The organism is Paraburkholderia edwinii (genome assembly GCF_019428685.1).
In the GTDB taxonomy this organism is placed as follows: Bacteria; Pseudomonadota; Gammaproteobacteria; order Burkholderiales; family Burkholderiaceae; genus Paraburkholderia; species Paraburkholderia edwinii.
Genome location: NZ_CP080096.1, coordinates 91,733 through 116,236 on the forward strand (window position 1 = coordinate 91,733; position 24,504 = coordinate 116,236).

At 62.2% G+C, this 24,504-nt stretch carries 19 protein-coding genes; 12 read left to right on the forward strand and 7 right to left on the reverse strand.

Annotation, left to right across the window (positions count from 1 at the left end):
- Nucleotides 1-18: 18 nt before the first annotated feature.
- Genes KZJ38_RS22320 through KZJ38_RS22330 form a run of 3 tightly spaced genes read right to left on the reverse strand, consistent with a single transcriptional unit; the run spans nt 19 to nt 5,886 of the window.
- Nucleotides 19-1,479: an efflux transporter outer membrane subunit gene (locus KZJ38_RS22320; RefSeq protein ID WP_219801885.1), complete on the reverse strand. Its 1,461-nt coding sequence runs from the start codon at nt 1,477-1,479 to the stop codon at nt 19-21.
- Complete coding sequence (locus KZJ38_RS22325; protein WP_219801886.1) at nt 1,472-4,651, reverse strand: efflux RND transporter permease subunit; 3,180 nt, start codon at nt 4,649-4,651, stop codon at nt 1,472-1,474. Before KZJ38_RS22325 ends, KZJ38_RS22320 begins: the two co-directional genes overlap by 8 nt.
- Before the next feature lie 11 nt (nt 4,652-4,662).
- Nucleotides 4,663-5,886 carry an efflux RND transporter periplasmic adaptor subunit gene (locus tag KZJ38_RS22330; protein ID WP_219803562.1) on the reverse strand — a complete coding sequence of 408 codons (1,224 nt, stop codon included), beginning with the start codon at nt 5,884-5,886 and terminating at the stop codon, nt 4,663-4,665.
- A 653-nt stretch (nt 5,887-6,539) separates the two neighbouring features.
- Here KZJ38_RS22330 and KZJ38_RS22335 point away from each other — a divergent pair.
- Nucleotides 6,540-6,971 carry a cupin domain-containing protein gene (locus KZJ38_RS22335; protein ID WP_219801887.1) on the forward strand — a complete coding sequence of 144 codons (432 nt, stop codon included), beginning with the start codon at nt 6,540-6,542 and terminating at the stop codon, nt 6,969-6,971.
- Between the two features lie 477 nt (nt 6,972-7,448).
- On the opposite strand, the gene KZJ38_RS22340 is transcribed toward KZJ38_RS22335, so the two are convergent.
- From KZJ38_RS22340 to KZJ38_RS22355, 4 genes are all read right to left on the reverse strand, one after another.
- The gene (locus KZJ38_RS22340; RefSeq protein ID WP_219801888.1) at nt 7,449-7,790 is read right to left on the reverse strand and encodes a BON domain-containing protein; all 342 of its coding nucleotides are present in this window, start codon (nt 7,788-7,790) and stop codon (nt 7,449-7,451) included.
- A 161-nt stretch (nt 7,791-7,951) separates the two neighbouring features.
- Complete coding sequence (locus tag KZJ38_RS22345; RefSeq protein ID WP_219801889.1) at nt 7,952-9,577, reverse strand: methyl-accepting chemotaxis protein; 1,626 nt, start codon at nt 9,575-9,577, stop codon at nt 7,952-7,954.
- 46 nt (nt 9,578-9,623) lie between these two features.
- On the reverse strand, nt 9,624-11,051 hold the full coding sequence (locus KZJ38_RS22350; protein ID WP_219801890.1) for an MFS transporter: 1,428 nt from the start codon (nt 11,049-11,051) through the stop codon (nt 9,624-9,626).
- Nucleotides 11,052-11,272: 221 nt separating this feature from the next.
- Nucleotides 11,273-12,364 carry a porin gene (locus KZJ38_RS22355; protein WP_219801891.1) on the reverse strand — a complete coding sequence of 364 codons (1,092 nt, stop codon included), beginning with the start codon at nt 12,362-12,364 and terminating at the stop codon, nt 11,273-11,275.
- Nucleotides 12,365-12,725: 361 nt separating this feature from the next.
- On the opposite strand from KZJ38_RS22355, the gene KZJ38_RS22360 reads away from it, so the two are divergent.
- The 11 genes from KZJ38_RS22360 to KZJ38_RS22410 all read left to right on the forward strand — a co-directional run bounded on the left by KZJ38_RS22360 (nt 12,726) and on the right by KZJ38_RS22410 (nt 24,401).
- Nucleotides 12,726-13,304, forward strand: a complete 579-nt coding sequence (locus KZJ38_RS22360; protein WP_219801892.1) for a UbiX family flavin prenyltransferase — start codon at nt 12,726-12,728, stop codon at nt 13,302-13,304.
- A 208-nt stretch (nt 13,305-13,512) separates the two neighbouring features.
- Nucleotides 13,513-14,700 (forward strand): FAD-dependent monooxygenase, encoded by a 1,188-nt coding sequence (locus tag KZJ38_RS22365; RefSeq protein ID WP_219801893.1) that lies wholly within the window; start codon nt 13,513-13,515, stop codon nt 14,698-14,700.
- 137 nt (nt 14,701-14,837) lie between these two features.
- Nucleotides 14,838-15,368, forward strand: coding sequence for a VOC family protein (locus KZJ38_RS22370; RefSeq protein ID WP_219801894.1), 531 nt, complete (start codon nt 14,838-14,840; stop codon nt 15,366-15,368).
- Complete coding sequence (fahA, locus tag KZJ38_RS22375) at nt 15,365-16,735, forward strand: fumarylacetoacetase (RefSeq protein WP_219801895.1); 1,371 nt, start codon at nt 15,365-15,367, stop codon at nt 16,733-16,735. Before KZJ38_RS22370 ends, fahA begins: the two co-directional genes overlap by 4 nt.
- Nucleotides 16,732-17,508 carry an alpha/beta fold hydrolase gene (locus KZJ38_RS22380; RefSeq protein ID WP_219801896.1) on the forward strand — a complete coding sequence of 259 codons (777 nt, stop codon included), beginning with the start codon at nt 16,732-16,734 and terminating at the stop codon, nt 17,506-17,508. The genes fahA and KZJ38_RS22380 overlap by 4 nt, the downstream gene beginning before the upstream one ends.
- A 48-nt stretch (nt 17,509-17,556) precedes the next feature.
- A complete protein-coding gene (locus tag KZJ38_RS22385; protein ID WP_219801897.1) occupies nt 17,557-18,375 on the forward strand; it encodes an FAD binding domain-containing protein in 819 nt (272 codons plus the stop codon).
- 75 nt (nt 18,376-18,450) lie between these two features.
- On the forward strand, nt 18,451-18,951 hold the full coding sequence (locus tag KZJ38_RS22390; RefSeq protein WP_219801898.1) for an SRPBCC family protein: 501 nt from the start codon (nt 18,451-18,453) through the stop codon (nt 18,949-18,951).
- Nucleotides 18,952-18,992: 41 nt separating this feature from the next.
- Nucleotides 18,993-19,508 (forward strand): (2Fe-2S)-binding protein, encoded by a 516-nt coding sequence (locus KZJ38_RS22395; protein ID WP_219801899.1) that lies wholly within the window; start codon nt 18,993-18,995, stop codon nt 19,506-19,508.
- Entirely contained in the window at nt 19,505-21,841 is a 2,337-nt protein-coding gene (locus KZJ38_RS22400) for a xanthine dehydrogenase family protein molybdopterin-binding subunit (protein ID WP_219801900.1), read from the forward strand. The genes KZJ38_RS22395 and KZJ38_RS22400 overlap by 4 nt, the downstream gene beginning before the upstream one ends.
- A 104-nt stretch (nt 21,842-21,945) precedes the next feature.
- Nucleotides 21,946-22,671, forward strand: coding sequence for an enoyl-CoA hydratase/isomerase family protein (locus KZJ38_RS22405; protein WP_219801901.1), 726 nt, complete (start codon nt 21,946-21,948; stop codon nt 22,669-22,671).
- A 152-nt stretch (nt 22,672-22,823) separates the two neighbouring features.
- The gene (locus KZJ38_RS22410) at nt 22,824-24,401 is read left to right on the forward strand and encodes a UbiD family decarboxylase (RefSeq protein ID WP_219801902.1); all 1,578 of its coding nucleotides are present in this window, start codon (nt 22,824-22,826) and stop codon (nt 24,399-24,401) included.
- Nucleotides 24,402-24,504: the final 103 nt, after the last annotated feature.

A 24,504-nucleotide genomic window follows, 5' to 3' on the forward strand; every position in this document is an offset into this window, starting at 1 on the left:
GCCGAAGGTCGGTCCCGTTTATCTGGCCGCGCTTTGAGCGGGCGGGTCCGCCATCTTCGCTTGAGGCCAGCCTCCGGCCAGCGCCCGGTAGAGCGACACGGCCGCACTCGCGCTACGCGTGCGACCATCGGCAAAAGCATCCTGCGCCTGCAACAGTTGTCGTTCGGCATCGAGCACCTCGAACAGATCGATAAGGCCTTCCTGGTAACGCACGCGCGCGAGATGCGCGGCTTCTGCGCTATCGCTTGCCGCGCGCTTCAGATGTTCGTCTTCGGCCTGCGTGCGCGCATAGAGCACGAGCGAATTCTCGGTATCTTCAAGGGCCAGCAGCACCGTCTGCTGATATCGCGCGAGCATTCCCGCCGCATCGGCACGTGATGCAACGATGCGTGCACGAACCCGTCCTACATCGAGAAACGACCAGTCGACGCCGAACGCGATGAGGCTCGTCTGACTATCGGCCGAAAACAGCGAACTCGCGGCAAACGCCTGCGTGCCGATCATCCCTGCGATGCTTAACCGCGGGAACAAGTCTGCAGTCGCCACGCCTACGCGAGCCGTGGCGGCATGAAGCCGGTATTCGGCCGCCGCGACATCGGGGCGCCTGCGCAACAGGTTGGCCGGCGTGCCGGGGTCGATCGACGCCGGTAATTCCGGTAACGGTTCAGGGTCGTCCAGTCCGGTTAGCGAGCCCGGCTGATTGCCGGTCAATACGGCGAGCCGATGCTCGTCGACGGCGATTCGCGCCTCGAGAGCCGGAATACGCGCGAGCGTCGATTCGTATTGCTCACGCGAGCGTGCGATATCGAAGTTCGAGCCTCTTCCCGCATCGAGCCGCTTTTGCACGATCTGCAAGGTTTCATGCTGGTTCTCCGCGTTTTCACGTGCAACGCGCAAGCGTTCCTGCGTGCCGCGAAGATCGACATAGGTGCTCGCAACCTGCCCGACAATCGCGACCTGCAGCGCGTTGAAGTCCGCTTCGCTCGCGGCGGTGTCCGCGCGCGCCGCTTCCACGCTGCGTCTTATGCGGCCGAACAGATCCAGTTCCCACGTCGCATTCGAGGCGAGGCTAAACGTATAGGTGTTGCGCTCGTCGAACGGCGCGTCAAACGACTGATCCTTACTGAGTCGCTGATGCCCCGCCTGGCCGTTTGCGGTAACGGTCGGATACCGGTCGAACTTCGCCTCGCGCAGCAGCGCGTTTGAGCGATCGTAGTTTGAGAGCGCGGTTCGCAAGTCGTTATTCTCGGCGAGTGCGCGCTCAACGAGCTTCGTTAGCTTCGGATCGTTAAAGCTCTGCCAGAACGTCTGATCAAAAGGCGACGTATGCGCCGCCGAATCAGCCGCATTGCTGTCCGGGTGCGACTCGTCGCGCGCGAAGCGCGCCGACGTTTGAGTCGTCGGAGTCTGGAAATCCGGGCCAACCGCGCAGCCCGACAGCATGCCGGCCAGCGTAAGCGCAACAATCAGCTTATTCATGATGCGCCTCCACCATCGCGCGGCGTTGCCGTCTTAACCTGCCTGCGGACAAGCGGCCTGCCAGCTTGCGGATAACCACATAAAACACCGGCGTAAGGAACAGCCCGAACAATGTGACGCCCAGCATGCCCGAAAACACCGCGACACCCGTGGCTTTCCGCACTTCGCTGCCCGCGCCATGACCGAGCAGAAGCGGCACCGACCCGGCGATAAATGCGATCGACGTCATGACAATCGGCCGCAAACGGAGGCGGCATGCTTCAAGCGCCGCGGCGACAAGCGGCTTGCCCTGTATTTCAAGCTCGCGCGCAAATTCGACAATCAGGATCGCGTTCTTGCATGCAAGCCCCATTAGCACGACAAGCCCCACCTGTACGAACACGTTGTTGTCGCCTCCCGTGAGCCATACACCAACGAGCGCCGCGCACATGCACACGGGCACCATCAGAATGACGGCAAGCGGTAGCGTCCAGCTTTCATACAGCGCGGCAAGCACCAGATACGCAAGCATCACTGCAAGCGGAAAAACAATCACGGCGGCGTTGCTTTGCGTGACCTGCTGATAGCTAAGATCCGTGTATTCGAGCTCGATGCCGCGCGGCAATACTTCTTTGGCGATCTCGTTCAGCTTGTCGATCACTTCACCCGACGAAAGCACGCGCGGATCCGCGTCGCCGATCAGGTCCGCCGCCGGATAGCCGTTGTACCGCATGACCGGATCGGGGCCGTAAGTCGGAACGATCGACACCATCGAGCCAATCGGCACCATTTCTCCCTGCGAGTTTCGGGTACGCAGATTCGCAATATCGGCCGCGTGCTGGCGGTATTGCGTATCGGCCTGAACCATCACGCGATATACACGTCCGAACTGGTTGAAGTCGTTGACATAGACCGAGCCAAGATACGTTTGCAAGGTGTCGAACAGATCGGATAACGCAACGCCTTGCGCCTTGGCCTTAACGCGATCGATCCTGACCTCCAGTTGCGGGATATTGGCCTGATACGAACTGACCGGATATGTCATGCCCGGCGTTTTAGCGACTGCGGCGCGGAACGTATCGAGCGCGTTTTGCAAGGCGCCGTAGCCGAGTCCTGCGCGGTCCTCCAGGTACAACGAATAGCCGGATCCATTGCCGAGCCCCTGGATAGGCGGCGGCATCAATGCGTAAGCGAACCCGTCCTGAATCTGCGCGAACTTGCGGCTAAGCTCCGCATTGATTTCCGCGGCGCCTCGCTTGCGCTGATCGAACGGCTTGAGCACCACATATGTTGCCGTGAGGTTCGGCGTATTGACCGTTTGCAACGCGTTAAACCCGGCATATCCCGTGACGAGATCGACGCCTTCCACCGTATGCGCAAGCTCGATGATTTTGCGCGTGACCTTATCGGTACGTTCGAGCGACGCGCCTTCGGGAAGCTTGGCACCCGCGAACAGATACAGCTTGTCTTGCGTTGGGATAAAGCCGCCGGGCACGTTATGGAACAGCACCGCCGTTATCGCAAGCAATGCGGCGTAGACAACAAATACTGCGCCGCGCCGCTTGAACGTCTTCGCAACCGCGAACTGGTAACGTTCTGACGTGCTGTGAAAGAAGCGATTGAACGGCCGGAACAGCCAACCGAAGAGCTTGTCGATCACCCGCGTGACCACGTCGTCGTGACTACCGTGTTTCCTCAGCAGCTTTGCGGCGAGCGCAGGAGACAAGGTCAGCGAGTTGATCGCGGAAATTACCGTGGAAATCGCGATCGTCACGGCAAACTGCTTGTAGAACTGGCCCGTGACGCCGGTGAGAAAGGTCATCGGTACGAATACCGAGCACAGCACGAGTGCGATGGCGATGATCGGGCCCGAAACTTCGCGCATCGCTTTATGCGCCGCTTCGCGTGGTTCGAGCCCTTCGTTGATATACCGCTCGACGTTTTCTACCACGACAATCGCGTCGTCGACCACAATGCCGATTGCGAGCACCAGGCCGAACAGCGTCAACGTATTGATCGAGAAACCGAGCACATAAAGCCAGGCAAAGGTGCCGACGATCGACACCGGCACGGCCACGAGCGGAATGATCGACGCGCGCCAGGTCTGCAAGAACAGGATCACGACCAGCACAACCAGCACCACCGCTTCGAGCAAGGTATGCTGCACCGCGCGTATCGAATCGCGCACGAAGATCGTCGGATCCCAGACGGCGCGGTAAGCGACTCCGGGCGGGAAATTCTTCGAAAGCTCGTCGAGCTTCGCGTAAACGGCATCGGCAACGCCGAGCGAGTTTGCCCCCGGCGAAAGAAAAATGCCGATCGTCGACGAGTACTCGAGGTCCTTGAACGTGCGCATCGTGTAGTCGCCTGCGGCAAGCTCGACTCGCGCCACGTCGGAGAGCCGCACGACCTGGCCCTGATCGCCGTTCTTGATCACGATATCGCCGAATTCCTGCGGCGTTCTCAGCCGCCCTCGAACGTTAATCGATGTCAGGAAATCCGTTTTGGCCGGCGTCGGGTCCGCGCCCAGCTGACCGGCGGACACCTGCACGTTCTGTTCGCGAATCGCGTTGACCACGTCGCCGGACGTCAGCCCACGCGAATTGAGCTTGTTCGGATCGAGCCAGACGCGCATCGCATAGTCGCCCGAACCATAGAGACCGATGTCGCCGATTCCCGGCAGACGCGACAACTCGTCCTTTACGCGCAACGTCAGATAGTTGCGCAGATACAGCGAGTCGTAGCGGTTATCGGGCGAATAGAGACTCACATACATCAGCGGCGTGGGCGACTGCTTTTGCGTCGTGACGCCGAACTGACGCACCTGCTCCGGCAATCGGCTCAGCGCCTGGCTCACGCGGTTTTGCACGCGCACGGCCGCGGTATCGGGATCGACGCCGGGAAGAAACGTCACCACCACCTGCAGACTGCCGTCGGAGCCCGAGACCGACTTCATGTACATGATGCCTTCGACACCGTTGATCGCCTCTTCAAGCGGTGTCGCGACAGACTCTGCCGTCTCTTTCGGGTTGGCGCCCGGATAGGTTGCATGCACAACGACCGTCGGCGGCACCACCTCCGGATACTCGCCCGCCGGCAATAAGGGAATCGCGATCAGACCAACAGCGAAGATAATGATCGACAGCACGACGGCGAAAATCGGCCGATCGATAAAGAACTTTGAAAAATCCATGGGAGAACCTCTCAGTCGGCCGCTGCCGTGATGTTTCCGGGGATGTCCGCGTGCGCGTTCCCTTTCGCGTTCGCTTTATCGTCCCCTTTCGCGTCTCCGTTCCCCGCAGAACCGGCTATGGGTTTAACCACTTGCCCCGGGTAGTAGATCTTCTGCAGCCCCGAAACGATTACCCCGTCTCCGTCTTTCAAACCCGCGTCGACCACGCGAAGACCATCGATCAAGCGCCCGAGCGTCACGTCTTTGCGAAGCGCCTTATCTCCTGGTCCGAGCACATAGACGTACTTGCGGTCCTGATCCGTCAGAACCGCCTTGTCATCGATCAGCATTGCACTGTGACGCTGACCGCCGGGGAACTGGACGTGGGCATAGAGCCCGGGCGTCAGCAGATGATCGGGGTTGGGCACCACGGCTCGCGCGCGTATCGTGCCCGTCGTCGAATCGACCTGGTTATCGAGGAAGTTGACGGTGCCTGCATGCGGAAAGCCGTCTTCGTTTGCAAGACCGATTTGCACCTTTTGCGCGACGCCGGTCCCGGTCCCTTGCTTCGCCCGTTCGAGATAGCGCAGATAGCTATGTTCGTCGGCGTCGAAATACACATACATCGGGTTCTGCGACACGACAGTGGTCAACAAGGTCTGATCGGCTTGAGCCAGGTTCCCCACGGTCAGCAAGGCCCGGCCCGCGCGACCGTCGATCGGCGAACGGACTTCGGTAAAGCCGAGATTCAGGCGCGCTGTTGCGACGGCAGCCTCGGCTGCCCGCACGTCGGCGTTCGACTGCTCATACGCGGCATGCCGCGTCTCGAACTCTTCCACCGAGATCGCCTTGCCCCCGATCAGCGCCTGGGCTCGCCGGTCTTGCGCGAGCGCAAGCGAAGCCGTAGCGCGTGCGCGCGCGAGTTGCGCCTCCGCGCTCGCGAGAGCGTCCTGATAAGGCCGCTTGTCGATCACGAAAAGCACATCGCCCTTCTTCACATCGTCGCCTTCCTTATAGGCCACGCGGTCCACATAGCCGCTCACTCGAGCGCGCAACTCGACCGTATCGATCGCACTCACGCGCCCATTGAACTGGTCCCATTCCTGGATGGGTTTAGACGCGACCGTCGCAACGTTCACGGATGGAGGCGCGGGCGGCGCGGCAGCGCCTTCCGAATTCCGACATGCACTGAATGAAACGGCGAAAGCGCCAAGCGCGAAAAGGCGAAGCAGCGCGGCAAAGACCTTGCGCGGCATGACCTCATATAGACGACCCAAAAACTGCGTGTTCATTACTGATTTCTCCACAACGTTCCGCACGATGATCGTTCTTGAGCTGATTCGTCATGTCATGCCTCAAGGAATCGCGAATAAGAAAGGACCAGACGGCGCTATGGTGCAACCGATAGCAGTGGGCAAGAAGAGCCAAAATTATGCAAAACATATAGGCCATCGAGCGAACTCACATCGCGTGCGCGTAAAGCGTTAGCGCAATTCCCTGGCGCGTTTTCCATTTCTTGACCCTGTCCGTTTTGCTGAGCCCGCCTTAGTCTGGTGCCTACCAGAGCCCAGTGGCGATACGCGCATGGCAAGCGCCCATGCCGCGTATCGGCACCGGTGTCGAATCTGGATTGCGCCGCCTCGTTTAGCTCGTCGATGAGCTTGTCAATCAGTTCGCTAGTGAGCTTGACGACGAACCGGGCGGCGTAAAGAAAGCGAGCACGAGTTGCCCTCGCGCAGCCGCGATGTATCCCCGAACGACAACGGATCCATGAATTTACAAATCAGTACTACGACAACTTGAATCGCAGTCTAACAGAAAATTTCCTACAATTCCTTCATCGATGCTTCCCGGCATCCGATCTACGATTTTTCCGATCGTAGACAGACAGATCATCAGGAGTGACCTTATGAATTCCATCAAGACCCTTCTCGCCGCCTCAATCGCCGCCGTTTCCGTTCTGTGCGCCTTGCCATCCGCGCACGCGCATGGCACCGACAATGCGCTGGAAACCATCGCGCCCGCGTTCAAGACACCGATCGCAAATGTGCCCGGCAAGACGATGACCGCACTCGTCGTCGACTACAAGCCAGGCGGCAAGTCGCGGCCGCATCGGCATGGCGACGCGTTCGTGGTGGCCTATGTACTGCAGGGAGAAATTCGCAGCGCTGTCAACGGCGGCGAGCCGCGCGTCTACCACGCCGGCGAATCATGGACCGAAGCACCCGGCGACCATCACACGGACAGCGAAAACGCGAGCAGCACCAAGCCCGCGAAACTGCTCGCGATCTTTGTCGCCGCGGACGACGACAAAGACCTTGTGATCTGGGACAAGAAGTAAGCACGCCAGACCCGGATAGACAAAAGACAAAAGGCGATCCGCTGGATCGCCTTTTTTGCATTTACCCGCCCTCCCGGGCTATCACCATGCATCCCGACGCTATACGCCGAGAGTCCATCTATTCATTACGCTTGCACTCTAACTGACGATCCTTTATCTTTACTACGACTTATCAAGTCGTAGATTGAAATGTTAGGTGTTAGATCGTAGAGAGTGAAGCATCATGAAGCCGATCCGATTAGTCAGCACGCTTTGTGCCGTTGCCGTCATATCTACTTGCATTGCCGCCTGGGCATCGGCGACGGAATCGGCATCGGTCACATGTGAATTGATCAGCGAGATAAGCGCAGGCCATCCGGGCGCAGTGTCATTGACCGCGCCGGACGCTTACGCAGGCCTTCCCCTGGCGCCGCAGACGCCATCCTGTCGCACCGGGGGTAAGCCAACTGCCGCTTCCGCGTGCAACAACGACCTTATCTAGCCGTTGCCGCCGTGGAACAACGTCAGCTTGTTCGACACCGACGTCACGCCTTGCACCGAGCGGGCTATCTGTTCAGCCTGAGCGATCTGCGAGCCGTCCTTGACGCTGCCGCTTAGCGTTACCGCGCCGCCGCGCGCCTTGACGAACACGCCCGACACGTCGAAGCCCTGCGCCCTGCTCAAGGCGCGCCGCACTGCTTTGGCCAGCGCCCGGTCAGCCTGTTTCGACGACTGGGCCGGAGCAGCGGTCGTGGCCGCATCGTTTTGCGCGAACGCCGGCGGAATCGCGACAGCCAGTGCGGCTCCCAGTAACAGCGCCTGAATGATCCTTCGTTTCATATTGCCTCCTCGCTGCACATTGTTGCCGTTACTGACGGAAAATGGCCCTCATTTTCAGCACTGTAGGTGATGTGGAAGGAATCCGCAAAGAAGCCCCGCGCAGCCTTGCTGCATAACGAAGCAAGCCGCCAACGGGGCAATCTGAAACGTGTTTCGGCGATTCAGCGAACGCTAAACACCGCGACCTGGCGCGCGAGATCCTGCGACTGCTGATCGAGCGCCTGGGCCGCCGCACTAGCCTGTTCGACCAGCGCCGCATTTTGCTGCGTAATCGAATCCATCAGACTGATTGCCGTGTCGACCTGTTCGATGCCGGTGCGCTGCTCGAGCGCGGCCGCCACGATCTCGTTCATCACCAGCGCAAAGCGTTGCACCGTGGTGAGCACCTGTTGCATCGCCTGCTCGGCTTCGGTCACCAGCCCCGTACCGTCGGCCGCTGCGCTTACGGAATCCGCGATCAGCTCACCGATCTGTTTTGCCGCGGACGACGAATGCTGCGCAAGCGCGCGCACTTCCGCGGCGACCACCGCAAAACCGCGGCCATGTTCGCCGGCGCGCGCTGCTTCGACGGCGGCATTCAACGCGAGGATATTCGTCTGAAACGCGATGCCGTCGATAATGCCGGTGATATCCGCGATCTTGCGCGAACTCACGTCGATGCGGCTCATCGTGCCCGTCATGCGGCCGATCACCGCACTGCTGCTTTGCGCAGCGGACGAAGCGTCGTCAGCGAGGCCGCGCGCCTGCTGAGCGTGGTCGGCATTCTGCTTGACCGTCGCGGTGAGCTCGCTCATGCTTGCCGCCGTTTCCTCGAGCGAGGCCGCCTGCTCTTCGGTGCGCGACGACAGGTCTAGCGTGCCAGCGGCAATCTCGCGCGTCGCGGTGCCGATCGTTTCGCAACTGTCGCGTACCGCCGTCACCGTTTTCGATAGCTGGGCCTGCATCGCTTGCAGGCCGGCGAGCAATTGCCCCATTTCGTCCGCACGGCGCGTCTCGATCGCGCGGCTCAGGTCGCCGGCCGCGATCGCGTTGAAATGACCGAGTGCGTCGTCGAGCGGACGCATGATCGCGCGGCGCAACGTGATCCAGCTGACCACGGCGGCCAGCAGCCCGATCGCGATCAGCGCCGACGATGCGATCAGAAAAGTTCTGAAGTCATGTTCAGCCTCTTCGTAACGGCGCTGCGCATTCGTATAGAGAGTGCGCTTCAACGCTTCGTCAGCGGTGGTCAAATCGTTGAAAAGCGGGCTCAGTTGCACGGTGCCGATACGATCGGCCACGGCGCGCTCGCCCTTTTTCAGCGCATCCATAAACGCGAGCATCGCGTTGCGCAGCGCCTCGCGGTGCTGGTTCGCCGCTTCGATCAGCGACGCTTCGCCCGGCTCGTGAGGCTGCCCGACGAAGCGATTCCAGGCGTCGTCCGATTGCGCGAGGTATTCGGTCGCCTTTGCAATCTGGCGCTGCGTCATCGCGTCGTCGGCATTTGCGGTTGCCGCGCCGAGCACGAGGCGCATGCGTGCGATCAACAATTCGGCTGCGCCGATATGCATCGTGGCGGCCAGCTTGTTCTGATAGGTATCGCGATTCGCGCGGTTCGCCGTATAGCCGCCTTGCAGACCAAAACCGCCGATCGCAAGCATCAGCGCTGCAAGCAACGCGACCGTCAAGGCAATGCGCGCTTGCAGCGTGAAGGCGCCGCGGCGCTTTGCGATGAATCGCGTGCTTGAGCTATGCGCGACGTCGTAATGTGATGCGTCAGCCGCGCCGGCGGCCAGAGCGTGCGTCATCGAATCAGATCCCCGTATTTATGTTCTTATCGATCGGGTCGGCGTGTTATGAATCGCCGAGCACCGAGCTTCTTTGTATCGGCTCCACGGTCTTAGCGGCAGCCGCATTATGTGGAGCCATGTTTTGCTGAGCGTTCTGGGCATGCTGCGCCCCAAAGCGCACGCGATAGAGCAGCGACAGCACCGCCGAAAACACCGCTGTCACCACAAACAGCAGCGCAGCCGCATAGAACAGCTGTGCGATCGGCAAGTGCATCGACAGCAGCAAGCCGCCGATCACAGGCCCCGACACCGAGCCGATCTTGCCGACCGAAATCGCACTGCCCACACCGGCCGAGCGGAACGAGGTCGGATAGATCATGCCAGCTACCGCATAGAGCCCGTATTGCGCGCCGACCACGCAAAAGCCGGTGGCAAACACGGCCAGCATCAGCCACGCTTGCGACGTCGTGAAGCCGAGCGCGGCAGCGACCGGTGCGCCGAGTGCCGGCAGCGAGATGATCGCGAGCACGCCGTGGCGATCGACAAAGCGGCACAGCACGAGGCCACCGATCACGCCACCGACCGAGAACATCGTCGTAATGAGCCCGGCTCCCTGCGGATTGATGCCGATGCCTTCCATCAGAATCGGCAGCCAGTTCTGCAGGAAGTAGAGCGTCATCGAGTTCACGATAAACACGATCCAGAGCAGCGGCGTGATACCGGCAAGGCCGTCGGAGAAAATCAGCTTCAGCACGAAGCGCTTTTTCTCCTGCACTTCGCCGGCGATAAATTGCGCGTCCGCGGGAATCTGCAATTCCGGGCGCAACCGCGCGACGAGCTTGCGCACCGCGTCCACACTGCGCTGGCGCACGACCAGCAGCTTCGCCGATTCGGGCAGCGTGAAAATCAGCAGCACCGCGACGAGCAGCGATCCGCCGCCACCGACGACGAACATCACCGGCCAGCCGTAACGATGAATCAGCGATGACGAAACGAGCCCGCCGGACCCGGCGCCGATCGAAAAGCCCGAGAACATCAGCGTGACCCACGTTGCGCGCAAGCGCTTGGGCGCATATTCGGCAACCAGTGCAACCGAATTCGGAATCACGCCGCCCATGCCGATACCCGCGATAAAACGCAGCAGCATCAGTTCGTTCAACGATGTGACCCACACCGATGCCAGCGTCAACGCACCGAAAAACAGGCTGCCCGAAACGATTGCCTTCTTGCGGCCGAAGCGGTCGCCGATATAACCGAAGATAAACGAGCCGATCAGCGTGCCCAACAGGCCCGCGCCGAACACCGCACCGAACCCGCCGCGCGCGACGTGCCATTCCTTGATGATGGCGGGCGCCGCGAACGACACGGCCGTCTGATCGTAGCCGTCCATCAGCATGATCATGAAACACCAGAACAACAGCCCGACGGCGAAACGCCCCGTCTTTTGTTCTTCTACCAGTGTCGCGATATTGAATGTCCGGTCTGCTTGCATGTGCGTTCCATATGCGTCGTCAGCGCGCCGCGCGTTCGCGCGTGTGCGTTGCCGTGTTCTCCTCATGCTCTCAAGGCTGCCCGTTGCAGCGCCGCTGCCCGGGAGCCACAATATAAGGCTCGCCGTGCAGCGGCAGAATCAAAAAATAGCGATGAAGAGATAGAAAAAAGTGAATAAACCCGCTTATCTCTCACTTCTCGTCACGCCATAGCGCCTCCGCTTCAGAACATGTGGTTAATGCCAATCCGCCCAACCGTCTGCGCGTTCGAGCTCGACGCGAGATAGCCGAACTGCTCGGCATGCGCATTCGGTCCCGACGCGCGCTGCAAGCCGACGCCCGCGTAAATCTGCGTGACCTTCGACAGGTAATGCGTCAAAAACAGGTTGTACTGATTGAACGTCAGGTCGTCGAACGTCGAACGGTTGTACGAGAGGCCCAGGATGTACAGGCGCGCGCCACCGCTCAGATCGATGTTCACGCCGGCCTGGTAGTTGTGCTCATGCTCCGCGCCCTGCGCGTTTTCGAGCTTCACATCCGTATACGTGAGGTGTGGCGTGAATGCGCCGACCACCACCGACCCGCCCACCGCGATCGTGCTGTAGCGGCTCGCATTGAACTGCACGCCGGAGCGCAACTGCTGGCCGAGCAGCGACGTCACGCTGAAAACGCCGAACACGTCCGCCGTACGGTTGTGCGACATCGTGTACGCGGCGCCGAGCTTTACGATGCCGTTGCCGTAACGCACGCCGACGCTGTACTGCCGTCCCGCGCTGAAATCGCCGGCCTGATTGCCGAAACTGTTCATCGCGCCGGCCTGGAAGCCGTGAAAATTGATCGTCTCGTACTTCACCGAGTTGTTCAGCGCGTGCGTGTTCGCGAGGCCGTCAAGATTACCGACCGTGTAGAACGACGAAATACCGGGCACGGAGTTGTTCAGCGCACCGACGTACTCATAGATGTAGTCCGGAATATTGCCGAAGCTGAGCGCACCCCACTTGTCGTTTGCAAGGCCGACGTACGCATCGCGGTTGAAGAAGCTGGTCGGGTTGATCTGCGCGCCCGTATTGGACAGGTAGCCGGATTCGAGCCGCGCGAACACCGCGTTGCCGCCACCGAGGTCTTCCCTGAGCAGAAAGCCCCAGCGGTCAGGTGTCCGTTTACCGGCCGATTGCTGCACCAGATGACCTCCATGCGAGTTCGTCACGAAGTCGACACCCGAGTCGATACTCCCGTATATCGTCGCGGACGACTGCGCGAACGCAGGACAACTCAGCAGCGCGGCACATCCGCCGACGAATAGTCGTGTCTTCAACTTGCCTCCAAATATTGTTTTGCGATGTTGTTATCGTGTCCGGCCGTGGTCTCCTGGACCGGCACGGCTGTCTGTCGTACGTAAAGAGCCGCGCGTCGCGTCATCGTGATGCTGCTGATCCGCTTCGCGCGTCGACAGTCTCTTCACGCTGCGCAAAGTGTAGCGATGTCATTTCCGCTTTTGAATCGTGAAATATTTATCAATCGATAGAACAATGCGAATACTCGCCTGGGGTATTTACCAGGAAGTTCCGAAAAACCTGATTGCGCGTCTTTAATCGCCGCTATTACGCGTGCTACCATCCGCGCGATCAAAGCGAGTTTCGAAACGATAAGAATCCGCTCTCGCGGAGGAGAACAGAATGCAAGTCAGGGCAGTACCGCCACGGCGGATGGTTGTCGGCATCAGCGGAGCGTCGGGCGTCGTATACGGCGTGAGGCTCCTGCAGTTGCTCCGGCAAATGGACATCGAGACGCATCTGGTGATGAGCCGTTCCGCGCAGGTCACGCTCGCGCACGAATCGGACTACAGCGTCGCCGACGTGCGCGCGCTCGCCACCGTCTGCTACTCGAACACCGATATCGGCGCCGCAATTTCGAGCGGCTCGTTCCCCGTGATGGGCATGATCGTCGCGCCCTGTTCGATCAAGACGCTATCGGAAGTCGCGACAGGCGTGACAAGCGGGCTGCTCTCGCGCGCCGCGGACGTCACCTTGAAGGAGCGCCGCCGACTCGTGCTGATGGTGCGCGAAACGCCGCTGCATCTGGGCCACCTGCGCAGCATGACGAGCGTCACCGAAGCGGGCGCGATCGTCTATCCGCCGGTGCCCGCATTCTACGCGAACCCGGAATCGATCGACGATATGGTCGATCACACGCTCGGCCGCGTGCTCGACCTGTTCGGTATCGAGACCTCGGTCGTGCACCGCTGGGGCATGTAGCAGACACGCGTCTGTCATGCCCGGCAATTAACAAATTTGCTCGATGATCCGTTCGGATTCTTTTGCTTCTTAAGTGTCAGGCGTTGTTTTAAAGTTCATTCCAGTTTTCAGCGGGTAATGCATTAAACGGCATTAAAAAAATTTATCGATAGATTGATAAATTAACCCGATAAAACGCGCCCAACACGAAAAGAGGTTGATTCGACGAATGAAGATAGTCATTGCGGGAGCCGGAATCGGCGGGCTGACGGCCGGCGTTGCGTTACTGAAGAAAGGCTTCGACGTCACGATTCTCGAGCAGGCGCAGGCGCTCAAGGAGATCGGCGCGGGCGTGCAGTTGGCCCCGAATGCGACGCGCGTGCTTTACCAGCTCGGCGTCGGCGACACGCTCGAGGGTCTCGCCTGCGAGCCGCCCGGCAAGCGCGTGCGGCTCTGGAACACCGGTCAATCGTGGCGCCTGTTCGATCTCGGCGCCGCGTCGCGGGAAATCTATGGCTATCCGTACTTCACGCTGCACCGCGCGGACCTGCATCAAGGGCTTGCCGACGCGGTCTATGCGCTCGCGCCGAACGCGATCCGCCTCGGCGAGAAAGTGGAAGGCATCAAGCAGAGCGGCGGAAAAGTTGAGGTCACAACGGTTCAGGGCAACGTTTACGAAGCCGATCTGCTGATCGGCGCGGACGGCGTCCATTCGCGCGTACGGCGCGCGCTGTTCGGCCCGGACGAACCCGTGTACTCGGGCGTGATGGCGTGGCGTGGCGTGATCGACGCGGAAAAATTGCCCGACCATCTACGCACCGCGTATGGCACGAACTGGGTCGGACCCGGCGCACACGTCATTCACTATCCGTTGCGCGGGCACAAGCTCGTCAACTTCGTCGGCGCGGTCGAGCGCGACGGCTGGCAGGTCGAATCGTGGTCCGAACGTGGCACGCTTGAGGAGTGCCTGAACGATTTCGCGGGCTGGCACGAGGACGTGCGCGCGCTGATTTCCGCAATCGACATTCCTTACAAGTGGGCGTTGATGGTGCGCGAACCGATGACGCGCTGGAGTTCCGGCAACGCGACGCTGCTCGGCGACGCATGCCACCCGACGCTGCCGTTCCTCGCGCAAGGCGCCGGCATGGCGATCGAAGACGGTTACCTGATCGCGCGCTGCCTCGAACGCTATGCGGGCGATTTGCCGCGCGCGCTCGAACGCTACGAAGCATTGCGCCTCGAGCGCACGGCGCGCGTCGTGCGCGGCTCGGCCGCCAATGCGACACGCTTTCACAATCCGCAGCTCGCGCACGCGGAAGGCGCGGCCGAGTATGTCGACCGCGAGTGGAGCGAGGAGCGCGTGAAGGAACGTTACAACTGGCTGTTCGAGTACAACGTCGATACGATCGAAGTTTAAGTTCGAGCTGGCTTCAGGCTGGCGCTGCAAGTTGACGCTGCAAGTCGACGCTTTGCGTCGACTCAGGCCCTCGCGGGCAAGAACGCCGGAGTAAACGCTAACGCGCCGCTCCGGCTGCTGCACAAAGGAGACGAAAGATGGCCACGATACCCGCCGTCCTCGGACTGCACCATTTCGCATGGCGCAGCCGCAATGCCGAGGAAACCCGTCATTTCTACGAGGACATCCTCGGCCTGCCGCTCACGCACGTGATTCGCCTCGACCACGTGCCGAGCACCGGCGAGCACTGTCCGTACGTGCATCTGTTCTTCGAGCTCGCGGACGGTTCGAACATCGCGTTCTTCGATCTCGGCGACAATACGGCGGCCCTGCCGTCGCCGAATACGCCCGCGTGGGTCAATCACATCGCGTTCCGCGTCGCGTCGCTTGACGAGCTCGAAACGATGAAGCAACGGCTCACCGCGAACGGCATTGAAGTGCTTGGCGTGACCGATCACCACTTCGTGCGCTCGATCTATTTCTTCGATCCGAATGGGCTGCGTGTCGAGCTGACGACGGTCGTGGCAGACGCCGCCACGCTCGAAGGCTTTAAAATGCGCGCTCGCGGTACGCTCGATGCGTGGACCGCGGAACAGAAAAAAGCTGTATCGGAGACACACCCCGCATGACCGAGCTGAATTCCACTCACGATCCGGCCCTGCGCAGCTGGGTTGAATCGGCCAATCTGCCCGGTGCGGACTTCCCGATTCAAAACCTGCCGTTCGGCGCTTTCGAGCGCGACGGCAACGCGCGCACCGGTGTCGCGATCGGCGATCGCATCGTCGATTTGCAGGCGCTGCACGAAGCGGCGCTGCTTGACGGCGATGCCGCGATCGCGTGCGCAGCCGCTACTTGCGGCGACGGCACGCTCAACCGCCTGATGGCGCTCGAGCCGCGTTATCTGAGCGCGCTGCGCCGCGCCTTGTCCGCACTGTTGCGCAGCGATTCGCCGATGCTGTCGCAAGTGCAGCCGCGTGCGGCTGTCCTGCTGCCGCGCATCGCCGACGTCACCATGCGGTTGCCGTGCGAAATCGGCGACTACACCGATTTTCTGACGTCGCTGCATCACACCGAACGGCACGGCCGCTACAAAGGGCTCGCGGACCCGCTGCCCGCCGCGTTCAAATCGCTGCCGATCGCGTATCACGGCCGTTCCTCGTCGCTGCGCGTGAGCGGCGGCGACGTGCGCCGGCCGCACGGCCAGTATCGCGACGCGCAAGGCAATGTGCGTTTCGGCCCGGCGCCCGCGCTCGATTTCGAACTCGAACTTGCGGCGTTTATCGGCCGCGGCAATGCATTCACGCGGCCTGTCGCGATCGACGACGCGCACCAGCACATCTTCGGCTACTGTCTGCTCAACGACTGGTCGGCGAAAAGCATTCAGTGGTTCGAACAGGTGCTCGGGCCGTTCCTCGGTAAAAGCTTCCACTCGAGCCTGTCGCCGTGGATCGTCACCGCGGAGGCGCTCGCGCCGTTCCGCAAATCGGCGCCTTCGCGCGCCGCAGGCGATCCGGTCATCATGCCGCACCTGAACGGCTCATTCGATCAGCGCAACGGCGGACTGAACCTCGAACTCGAAGCATTCCTGTCGACCGCAAAACTGCGTGCCGCGGGCGCTGCGCCCGTGCGCATCACGCGCACGCATCTCGACAATCTGTACTGGACGTTCGCGCAGATGGTCGCGCATCACACGAGTAACGGCTGCAATCTGCGCACCGGCGATCTGCTCGGCAGCGGCACGATTTCCGGCGCCGACGATGTGTCCCGCGCGTGCCTGACCGAGCTGACGAATGCGGGCAAAGACCCGTTGCAATTGCCGAACGGCGAAACGCGCACCGCGCTCGAAGACGGCGATGAAGTGATCTTCCATGCGCGTGCCGTGCAACCCGGCGCGGTGACGATCGGCTTCGGCGAATGTCGCGGCACGATCGCGCCGGCATTCGATGCGTCGCATGCGACCGGCGCAAGCACAAACCGCAGCGAGGCCCACGCATGACAGCTCTGAACGGATATGTGACGGTCGGTCACGGCCCGCGCAAGGTCATCGCGCTGTCGGGCTGGTTCGGCAGTTCAGCCGACTGGCAAACAATCGCGCCGATGCTCGATGTCGACGCTTTCACCTATGCTTTCTTCGACTATCGCGGCTACGGAGCATCGCTCGAACGCGACGGCGCTTTCACGTTCGCCGAAGCGGCAAGCGATGTGCTCGCACTTGCCGATCATCTCGACTGGCCCCGCTTCAGCCTGGTCGGGCATTCGATGGGCGGCATGGCGATGCAGCGCGTGCTGCTTGCAGCGCCGGAGCGGATCGAGCGCATGGCCGGCATCTCCGCGGTGCCCGCTTGCGGCTCGCGGATGGATGAGGCACGCCTCGCAGGTTTTAGCGCGACGATCAACGACGTGTCAAAACGGGCGGCCATCATCGCCTTTTCGACCGGCAATCGCCTGACGCCGCGCTGGAGCACGCATCTCGCGAACGAATCGATGCGCCTGTCGCGCCGCGAAGCGTTCGCCGGCTATCTGCCCGAATGGGCGACGCGCGACTTCTCGGCTGAACTCGCGGGCAGCGCAGCAGCGCAGGTGCCGGTCAAACTCTTTATCGGCGAGCACGATCCGACGCTGACCGCCGATCTGATGAACCGCACGTGGCTTACATGGTACGAGCACGCAACGCTCGAAACGCTTGCGAATGCGGGCCACTATGCGATGTATGAAATTCCCGTTGCGCTTGCAACGAAGCTGGAAGACTGGCTGAAACAAACGACGTAGCAATACCGGCCGCGCGCCGTGGTCCGGCGCGCGGCCGCAGGAGACTTCATGTACGAGACCACCTATCTGCGCGCATCGACGCTCGACGAAGCCGTCGCGTGGCTGCGCGAGCATGACGAAGCGCGACCGCTATCGGGCGGCATGACGCTGATCCCGACGCTCAAGCAGCGGCTCGCGGCGCCGTCCCATCTGATCGATCTCACGCGTATCGACGCAATGCGCGGCATTGCGGTTGAAAACGGCGTGCTGCGTGTCGGCGCCTTGACGCGACATGCGGAAGTCGCCGCCTCTCCGATCGTGGCCGGTGCGATTCCCGCGCTCGCGCAGCTCGCGAATGTGATCGCCGATCCGCAAGTGCGCAATCGCGGCACGATGGGCGGATCGGTTGCGAACAACGACCCGGCCGCCGACTATCCGTCCGCGGTCATCGCGTTGAACGCGCAAGTCGTCACCTCCGAACGGCGCATTCCCGCTGACGACTACTTCGTCGATACGTTCGAAACGGCGCTCGCGCCTGACGAGATCGTCACCGCAATCGAATACGCGATTCCGCTGCGCGGCGCCTACGCGAAGTTCCGGCAGCCGGCGTCGGGTTATGCGGTGGTCGGCGTGTTTATCGCGCAGTACGCCGACTCCGTGCGTGTCGGCGTAACCGGCGCGGGCGCATCGGTGTTCCGCTGGCACGATGCGGAAGACGCGCTGACTCGTGAGCTTTCCGAAGCATCGCTTACAGCCGTGAAAATGGACACGTCGACGCTGCCCGACGATCCGAACGCATCGGCCGCCTATCGCGCGCATCTGATCGAAACCTACGCGCGCCGCGCGTTGCAAACACTGCTTGCGCAACCGCTGCGCCCGCTTGCCTAACGAAATTTTTTGCATGGAACGGGAGTAACCGCTCAGGCGCCCACTTCCGTCGCCCCGTCGTCAGGAGACAGACACATGGAATTTACCGGATCGCAAACCATCGCCGCATCGCGCGAACACGTATGGCGTGGCCTGAACGACGCAGCCGTGCTGCAAGCGTGCGTGCCGGGCTGCGAAGCGTTTACCGCGGAAAGCGACGACGAGTTCAAGGCCGTCGTGGTGGCATCCGTCGGCCCCGTCAAGGCGCGCTTCAAGGGCACGCTGCTGCTGTCCGATCGCGACGCGCCGAACGGCTACAAGATCGCGGGCCAGGGCGAAGGCGGCATTGCCGGCTTCGGCAAGATGACGGCGACCGTCACGCTCGCGGACGCCGAAGAAGGCGGCACGCTGCTCACGTACGTCGCTGAAGCACAGGTTGGCGGCAAGCTCGCGCAGATCGGTTCGCGGCTCGTGACGTCGGTGGCGAACAAGCTCGCGGCAGAGTTTTTCAAACGCTTTAATACCACAATGAGTACGACCATGAGCGAAAGCAGCAACGCAAACGCTGACGAGCCCAGCGCGGCAGCAGCGAAATAAGCGTACCGCGTGCGACGTAGAAAGCAAGGAACAGGTGAATCATGGTTGAAGTCCAGTTGCAGGTGAATGGCGTCGATGTGCGGCACGAAGTGCCGGACCAGACGCTGCTCGTCGAATTTCTGCGCGAGACGCTGCGCCTGACCGGCACGCACGTCGGCTGCGACACGAGTCAGTGCGGCGCGTGCACGGTCAATCTCGACGGCGTTTCCGTGAAGTCATGCACGGTGCTCGCCGCGCAGGCAAGCGGCGGCCGCGTCGTCACGGTCGAAGGGCTGAAGCCGAGCGCAACGACCGGCCTGCATCCGGTGCAAAACGCGTTCGTGCAATGTCACGGCCTGCAATGCGGGTTCTGCACGCCGGGCATGATCATGTCGTGCGACTTCTATCTGCGCGATGCGCCGTCACTCGACGAAGCGAGCATCTGCCACGCTCTCGAAGGGAACATCTGCCGCTGTACGGGCTACGTGAACATCATCGAGGCGGTGCGGCACGCGGCGCGTGAAATGTACCCGGAGCATGCGGCGAGCGCCGCGCATCGGGAGGAACAACACTCATGATCGGCAAACCAATACCGCGTGTCGAAGACCAGCGCTTCGTCACCGGCAAAGGACAGTACACGGACGACTTGCGCGTCGAAGGCCAGCTTTATGCGGCCTTTTTGCGTTCGCCTCACGCCCATGCCGCACTCGCTTCGATCGATACGAGCGCGGCGCGCGAAGCGCCTGGCGTGATTGCGGTACTGGTCGGCCAGGATTACGTCGACGATGGCTTGTCCGGCTGCGATCATGTGCCCAATCCGATCGATGCCGTGGATGCGACGAAGAAGGCCTTTCTCACGTCGCTGACCGGTTCGATCTTCAATCAGCTGCATATTCCACTGCCGGTCGATCGCGTTCGCTATGTCGGCGAAGCGGTTGCGATGGTCGTTGCTGAAACGCCGCTGCAGGCGCGCAACGCGGCCGAGATGATCGAAGTCGAGTACGACACGCTCGATGCGGTGGTCAACGGCGCCGATGCGATGCAGGAAGATGCGCCTCAGTTGTGGGAGGGCGCGCCGCGCAACCTGTGTTTCCAGACGCAAATCGGCGATCGCGACGAAGCGCGCCGTATTCTCGCGACGGCCGATCATGTCGTGCAACGCGAGTTTCACCATAGCCGGCTCGTCAACTGCCAGATGGAGCCACGCAGCGCGATCGGCGACTACGATGCGCAAACCGGCACGTATACGCTGATTTCGGGCAGCCAGGGCGCCGTGCGCCAGAAGCTCGTGCTCGCCGGTGCGCTGAAAGTGCCGCCGTCGCAGGTGCGCGTGGTGTGTCCCGACACGGGCGGCGGCTTCGGGCCGCGCTCGTTCGTCTATATCGAACAGCTGGCCGTTGTCTGGGCCGCGCGCCGCATCGGACGCCCGGTCAAATGGACCAGCGACCGCAGCGAAGCGTTTCTGTCCGACTATCAGGGCCGCGACCAGATCATTCGTTCAACGATCGGCTTTTCGAAAGACGGCCGCATTCTCGCGATCGACAACGAATGGATCGGCAACGTCGGCGCGCATACGGTGTCGTATGTGCCGATGTCGAACGGCACGCGCATCATGACGACCGTCTACGATGTGCCGGTCGCGGCCGTGCATGTGAGCGCGGTGCTGACCAACACGGTACCGACCGCGCCGTATCGCGGCGCGGGCCGGCCCGAGGCGCACCACGTGATCGAGCGGATGCTCGATCTCGCCGCTGCGGAACTCGGTATCGATCGCACCGAGATTCGCCGGCGCAATCTGGTTACGCATGACAAGCTGCCGTATCGCAGCCCGATGGGTCTCACTTACGACAGCGGCGAATTCTCGCGCAATATGGAGCGCGCGCTCGAACTGGCCGAATGGAACACGTTCGAGGCGCGTCGCGCCGAGTCGCGCGCACGCGGCAAGCTGCGCGGCATCGGTCTCGCGAATTACATCGAGTCGCCGGTCGGCGCGCCGCGCGAGCGGATCGAACTGACGGTACTACCCGATGAGCGCATCGACATCGTGTCCGGCACGCAATCGACCGGCCAGGGCCACGAAACCACCTTCGCGCAGGTCATCGCGCAACATCTCGGCGTGCCGATGTCGGCCGTCAAGCTGCGCACCGGCGATACCGCATTCGTCAGCATCGGCGGCGGCAGCCACTCGGACCGCTCGATGCGCCTTGGCGGCATGCTGCTCGTCGACACCGCCGCGCAGATCGTCGCGACCGGCAAGCGCGTCGCCGCGGCGCTCTTCAATATCGCGGAAGACAAGGTCGAATTCGCCGACGGCCATTTTATCGATTCGACCACTAGCCGTCGCACGAGCCTCTTCGAAGTCGCGCGCCGTATCGCAAGCGACGGACTGCCAGGCGAGCCGGACAAGAAAAAGCTCTACGCTGAAGCCGAAGTCAACACGCGCGTGCCCGCGCATCCGACCGGCTCCGCGATTTGCGAGCTCGAGGTCGATCCCGATACCGGCGTCGTCACGCTCGTCAACTACACATCGGTCGACGATGTCGGCCAGCCGATCAATCCGCTGATCGTCGAAGGCCAGGTGCATGGCGGTCTCGCGCAAGGCATCGGCCAGGCGCTGTCGGAAACATGCTACGTGGACCGCGAAACGGGCCAGGTGCTGACCGGCTCCTATATGGACTACGGCATGCCGCGCGCGGGGGTCATACCGCCGCTGCGCGTCGAGCTGACCGAAGACCCGACGCACGGCAATCCGCTGCGCGTGAAGGGCGGCGGCGAAAGCGGCATTACGCCGGCCACGGCGACGATCTTCAATGCGCTGGCGGATGCGCTGAAAGAGATCGGCACCGAAGAGCTTGAAATGCCTGCCACACCGAAGATTGTTTGGGAGTACATCCATCGCGATGCCGCGTGAAAGCGCGTGACATCAAGCGCGACATAAAGGCGCAACGCCGAGGCGCGCCCTCGAGGCGCAACGCAAGGCGTGCGCCCCTGAACCGAACACAAGGAACCTGCAGCATGTCTACCGAATTCGTTGCAATCAAGCGGGATGGTCCGCTCGTCGACATCGTGCTCGACCGGCCCGAGAACGGCAATCTGATCAATGCCGACATGAGCGAGGCGATTATCGCCGCCGTGTCGAATATTGACGACGATGTCAAGCTTGTGCGCATCGGCAGCAGCAGCGCCGATTTCTGCAAAGGCCGCCAGTCGCCGATGCCGCCCGCCGACGCGAAGCCGTCCGCGGAAACTTTGCGCCGTGTCGTCGCGGCGCCGCCGCTCGCGTTGTACGACGCGTTGAAAGCAGTGCGCGTGCCGGTGGTATCGGTCGTGCGCGGTGAAGCGATCGGCGTCGGTTGCGCGCTCGCCGGTGTTTGCGACATCGCGCTCGCCGCCGATAGCGCGGTATTTCAGATCCCCGAAATGGAGCGCGATATTCCGCCGACGCTCGTGATGTCCGCGCTGATCGGCCGCGTGCCGGTGAAGACCGTCGCGCATATGGTGCTGAGCCGCGAACGGCTGAGCGCGACCGAAGCGCTGCACGTGGGGCTCGTGAGCCGCGTCGTCGCTGCAAGCGAACTCGATGCGGCCGCAGAAACGCTCACGCAAACGCTGCTCGGCTGCAGCGCGGTCACCTTGCGCGCGGTCAAGCAGTTCCTGCATCTGGCGCCGGAAATGCCGGCGTCGGGCGCGAGCGGTTTCGCCGCGCATCTCGCGGCGACGGCGCTGTCGGCACGCTTCTGATTTTTCCGGCAACGAACCAGGGCCGCTGCCGCACGACAGCGCAGCCAAACGACACAGCAACGAATGCAATACAAGCGCTATCCCAGCGCAATACAAGCCAGCCAACAAGCACGAGTACGACTCATCCATACGCATCGCACGAGGACCCTCACGTGAGACCGAAGACAGTCATCCCCTCCACCGTGCAAGGCGCGGCGGCCCCGGACCTCGAACAGTTCCGTCTGCGCCGCTTTCTCGAAGCGCTCGACGCCAGCGAACTCGACCAGCGCGAAGAGCCCGTCGATCTCGCGGACGCGGCCGCGATCATGGAAGGCAATCCGCGCGCGGTGTGGTTCAAGCGCCCCGGCGGCGGCCATATTTCGCTCGCAGGCAGCGTTGCCGCAAGCCGCACGCGCCTTGCCAAAGCATTCGATACGACGCCGCAGAATCTGCTCGCCACGGTGCGCGAACGCCTCGCGGTAAAAGGTAAGCTCGTCGAAGTGACTCGCGAGGAAGCGCCCGTGCAGCAGGTCGTTCTGACCGGCGATGCGTGCGATTTCACCGCGCTGCCCGTCCATTTGCAGCACGACCTCGACGGCGCGCCCTATATTTCGGCGTCCATTGATTTCGCCGTCGACCCGGAAACAGGCTGGACCAATGTCGGCATTCGCCGGCTCATGCTGCGCGGCCGCCGCACCGCGGGCGTCGATCTCGTCGCACCGTCCGATCTGCGCGCGATCAGCATTGCGCATTCGAAACGCGGCGAGCGTCTGCCGATCGCATTCGCAGTGGGCACGCATCCGGTCGATCACGTCGGCGCGACGATGCGCATTCCCGCCGACGAACTCGAACTCGTCGCGGCATTGCGCGGTACGCCGATGGGCGTCGTCAAATGCGTGACGAACGATCTGCTCGTGCCCGCCGACGCGGAATTCATTCTCGAAGGTTATCTCGACGAGCGCGGTCACGCGGAACCCGAGGGTCCGTACGGCGAATTCCTCGGCTACTACGGCGGAGTGAAAACGAATCCTGTGTTCCATCTGACCGCGATCACGCACCGGCGCGACGCCGTGTTCCAGACCTGCACGATCGGCGGCCGCTCGATGGCGCGCACCGACACCGCGCAGCTCGCCGCGCTGCGCACCGAAGTGACCGTGTGGCGCGCGCTCGAAACGGCCGTGCGCGAAGTGAAGTCCGTCTACTGCAGCGCGGCGACGGGCGGCATGTTCAACGTGCGCGTCGCGCTGCAGCAGCGCGTGCCCGGCGAAGCGCGCAACGCGATCGCCGCGGTATTTGCGTCGCTCGCGAACGTCAAGCATGTTTTCGTGGTCGACCCGGACATCGATATCTTTTCCGAAGAGCAGATGGACTGGGCGCTCGCGACGCGTTTTCAGGCGGACCGCGACCTCGTAGTGCAGAACGGCTTGCGCGCGATGCCGCTCGACCCGTCCCTGCACGGTCTCGCGCACGGCACGGCGAGCACCGCGAAGGCAGGCTTCGATCTGACGCTGCCGCTGCTCGCGCCCGGCGCCGAGCGGCCGCTCGAACATCGCGTGCCGACGCCGCCGCGCTATGAAGGCGCGCGCTTCGAGTCGCTCGAAGCCGCGCTCGAAGATGGCCCGAAGCGCTTTGCCGAACTGATGGCCGCGACCGGCACGCGCGATGGACGCGAAATCGTGCGCTGGCTCGAAGACATCGAGGCGACGCGCACGATCACGCGCGATGGCGAAGGACGGTACGCATTTTCGTAGCGTCGGGCGACGCAGGCGCTAAAAACCGGCCGGAAATGCGGTGACCAGGAAAGCGCTTGCGAATCCATGCTTCTGCACACGAAACGAACGGGATAAAATCTGC

Excerpts from the sequence above, each read along its gene's own strand:
- KZJ38_RS22330 (WP_219803562.1), bottom strand. The coding sequence starts at position 5,886 with ATGCCGCGCAAGGTCTTTGCCGCGCTGCTTCGCCTTTTCGCGCTTGGC.
- KZJ38_RS22400 (WP_219801900.1), top strand. The coding sequence starts at position 19,505 with ATGATCGGCAAACCAATACCGCGTGTCGAAGACCAGCGCTTCGTCACC.
- KZJ38_RS22395 (WP_219801899.1), top strand. The coding sequence starts at position 18,993 with ATGGTTGAAGTCCAGTTGCAGGTGAATGGCGTCGATGTGCGGCACGAA.
- KZJ38_RS22345 (WP_219801889.1), bottom strand. The coding sequence starts at position 9,577 with ATGACGCACGCTCTGGCCGCCGGCGCGGCTGACGCATCACATTACGAC.
- KZJ38_RS22385 (WP_219801897.1), top strand. The coding sequence starts at position 17,557 with ATGTACGAGACCACCTATCTGCGCGCATCGACGCTCGACGAAGCCGTC.
- KZJ38_RS22405 (WP_219801901.1), top strand. The coding sequence starts at position 21,946 with ATGTCTACCGAATTCGTTGCAATCAAGCGGGATGGTCCGCTCGTCGAC.
- KZJ38_RS22325 (WP_219801886.1), bottom strand. The coding sequence starts at position 4,651 with ATGGATTTTTCAAAGTTCTTTATCGATCGGCCGATTTTCGCCGTCGTG.
- KZJ38_RS22365 (WP_219801893.1), top strand. The coding sequence starts at position 13,513 with ATGAAGATAGTCATTGCGGGAGCCGGAATCGGCGGGCTGACGGCCGGC.
- KZJ38_RS22380 (WP_219801896.1), top strand. The coding sequence starts at position 16,732 with ATGACAGCTCTGAACGGATATGTGACGGTCGGTCACGGCCCGCGCAAG.
- fahA (WP_219801895.1), top strand. The coding sequence starts at position 15,365 with ATGACCGAGCTGAATTCCACTCACGATCCGGCCCTGCGCAGCTGGGTT.
- KZJ38_RS22370 (WP_219801894.1), top strand. The coding sequence starts at position 14,838 with ATGGCCACGATACCCGCCGTCCTCGGACTGCACCATTTCGCATGGCGC.
- KZJ38_RS22335 (WP_219801887.1), top strand. The coding sequence starts at position 6,540 with ATGAATTCCATCAAGACCCTTCTCGCCGCCTCAATCGCCGCCGTTTCC.
- KZJ38_RS22320 (WP_219801885.1), bottom strand. The coding sequence starts at position 1,479 with ATGAATAAGCTGATTGTTGCGCTTACGCTGGCCGGCATGCTGTCGGGC.
- KZJ38_RS22390 (WP_219801898.1), top strand. The coding sequence starts at position 18,451 with ATGGAATTTACCGGATCGCAAACCATCGCCGCATCGCGCGAACACGTA.
- KZJ38_RS22350 (WP_219801890.1), bottom strand. The coding sequence starts at position 11,051 with ATGCAAGCAGACCGGACATTCAATATCGCGACACTGGTAGAAGAACAA.
- KZJ38_RS22340 (WP_219801888.1), bottom strand. The coding sequence starts at position 7,790 with ATGAAACGAAGGATCATTCAGGCGCTGTTACTGGGAGCCGCACTGGCT.
- KZJ38_RS22360 (WP_219801892.1), top strand. The coding sequence starts at position 12,726 with ATGCAAGTCAGGGCAGTACCGCCACGGCGGATGGTTGTCGGCATCAGC.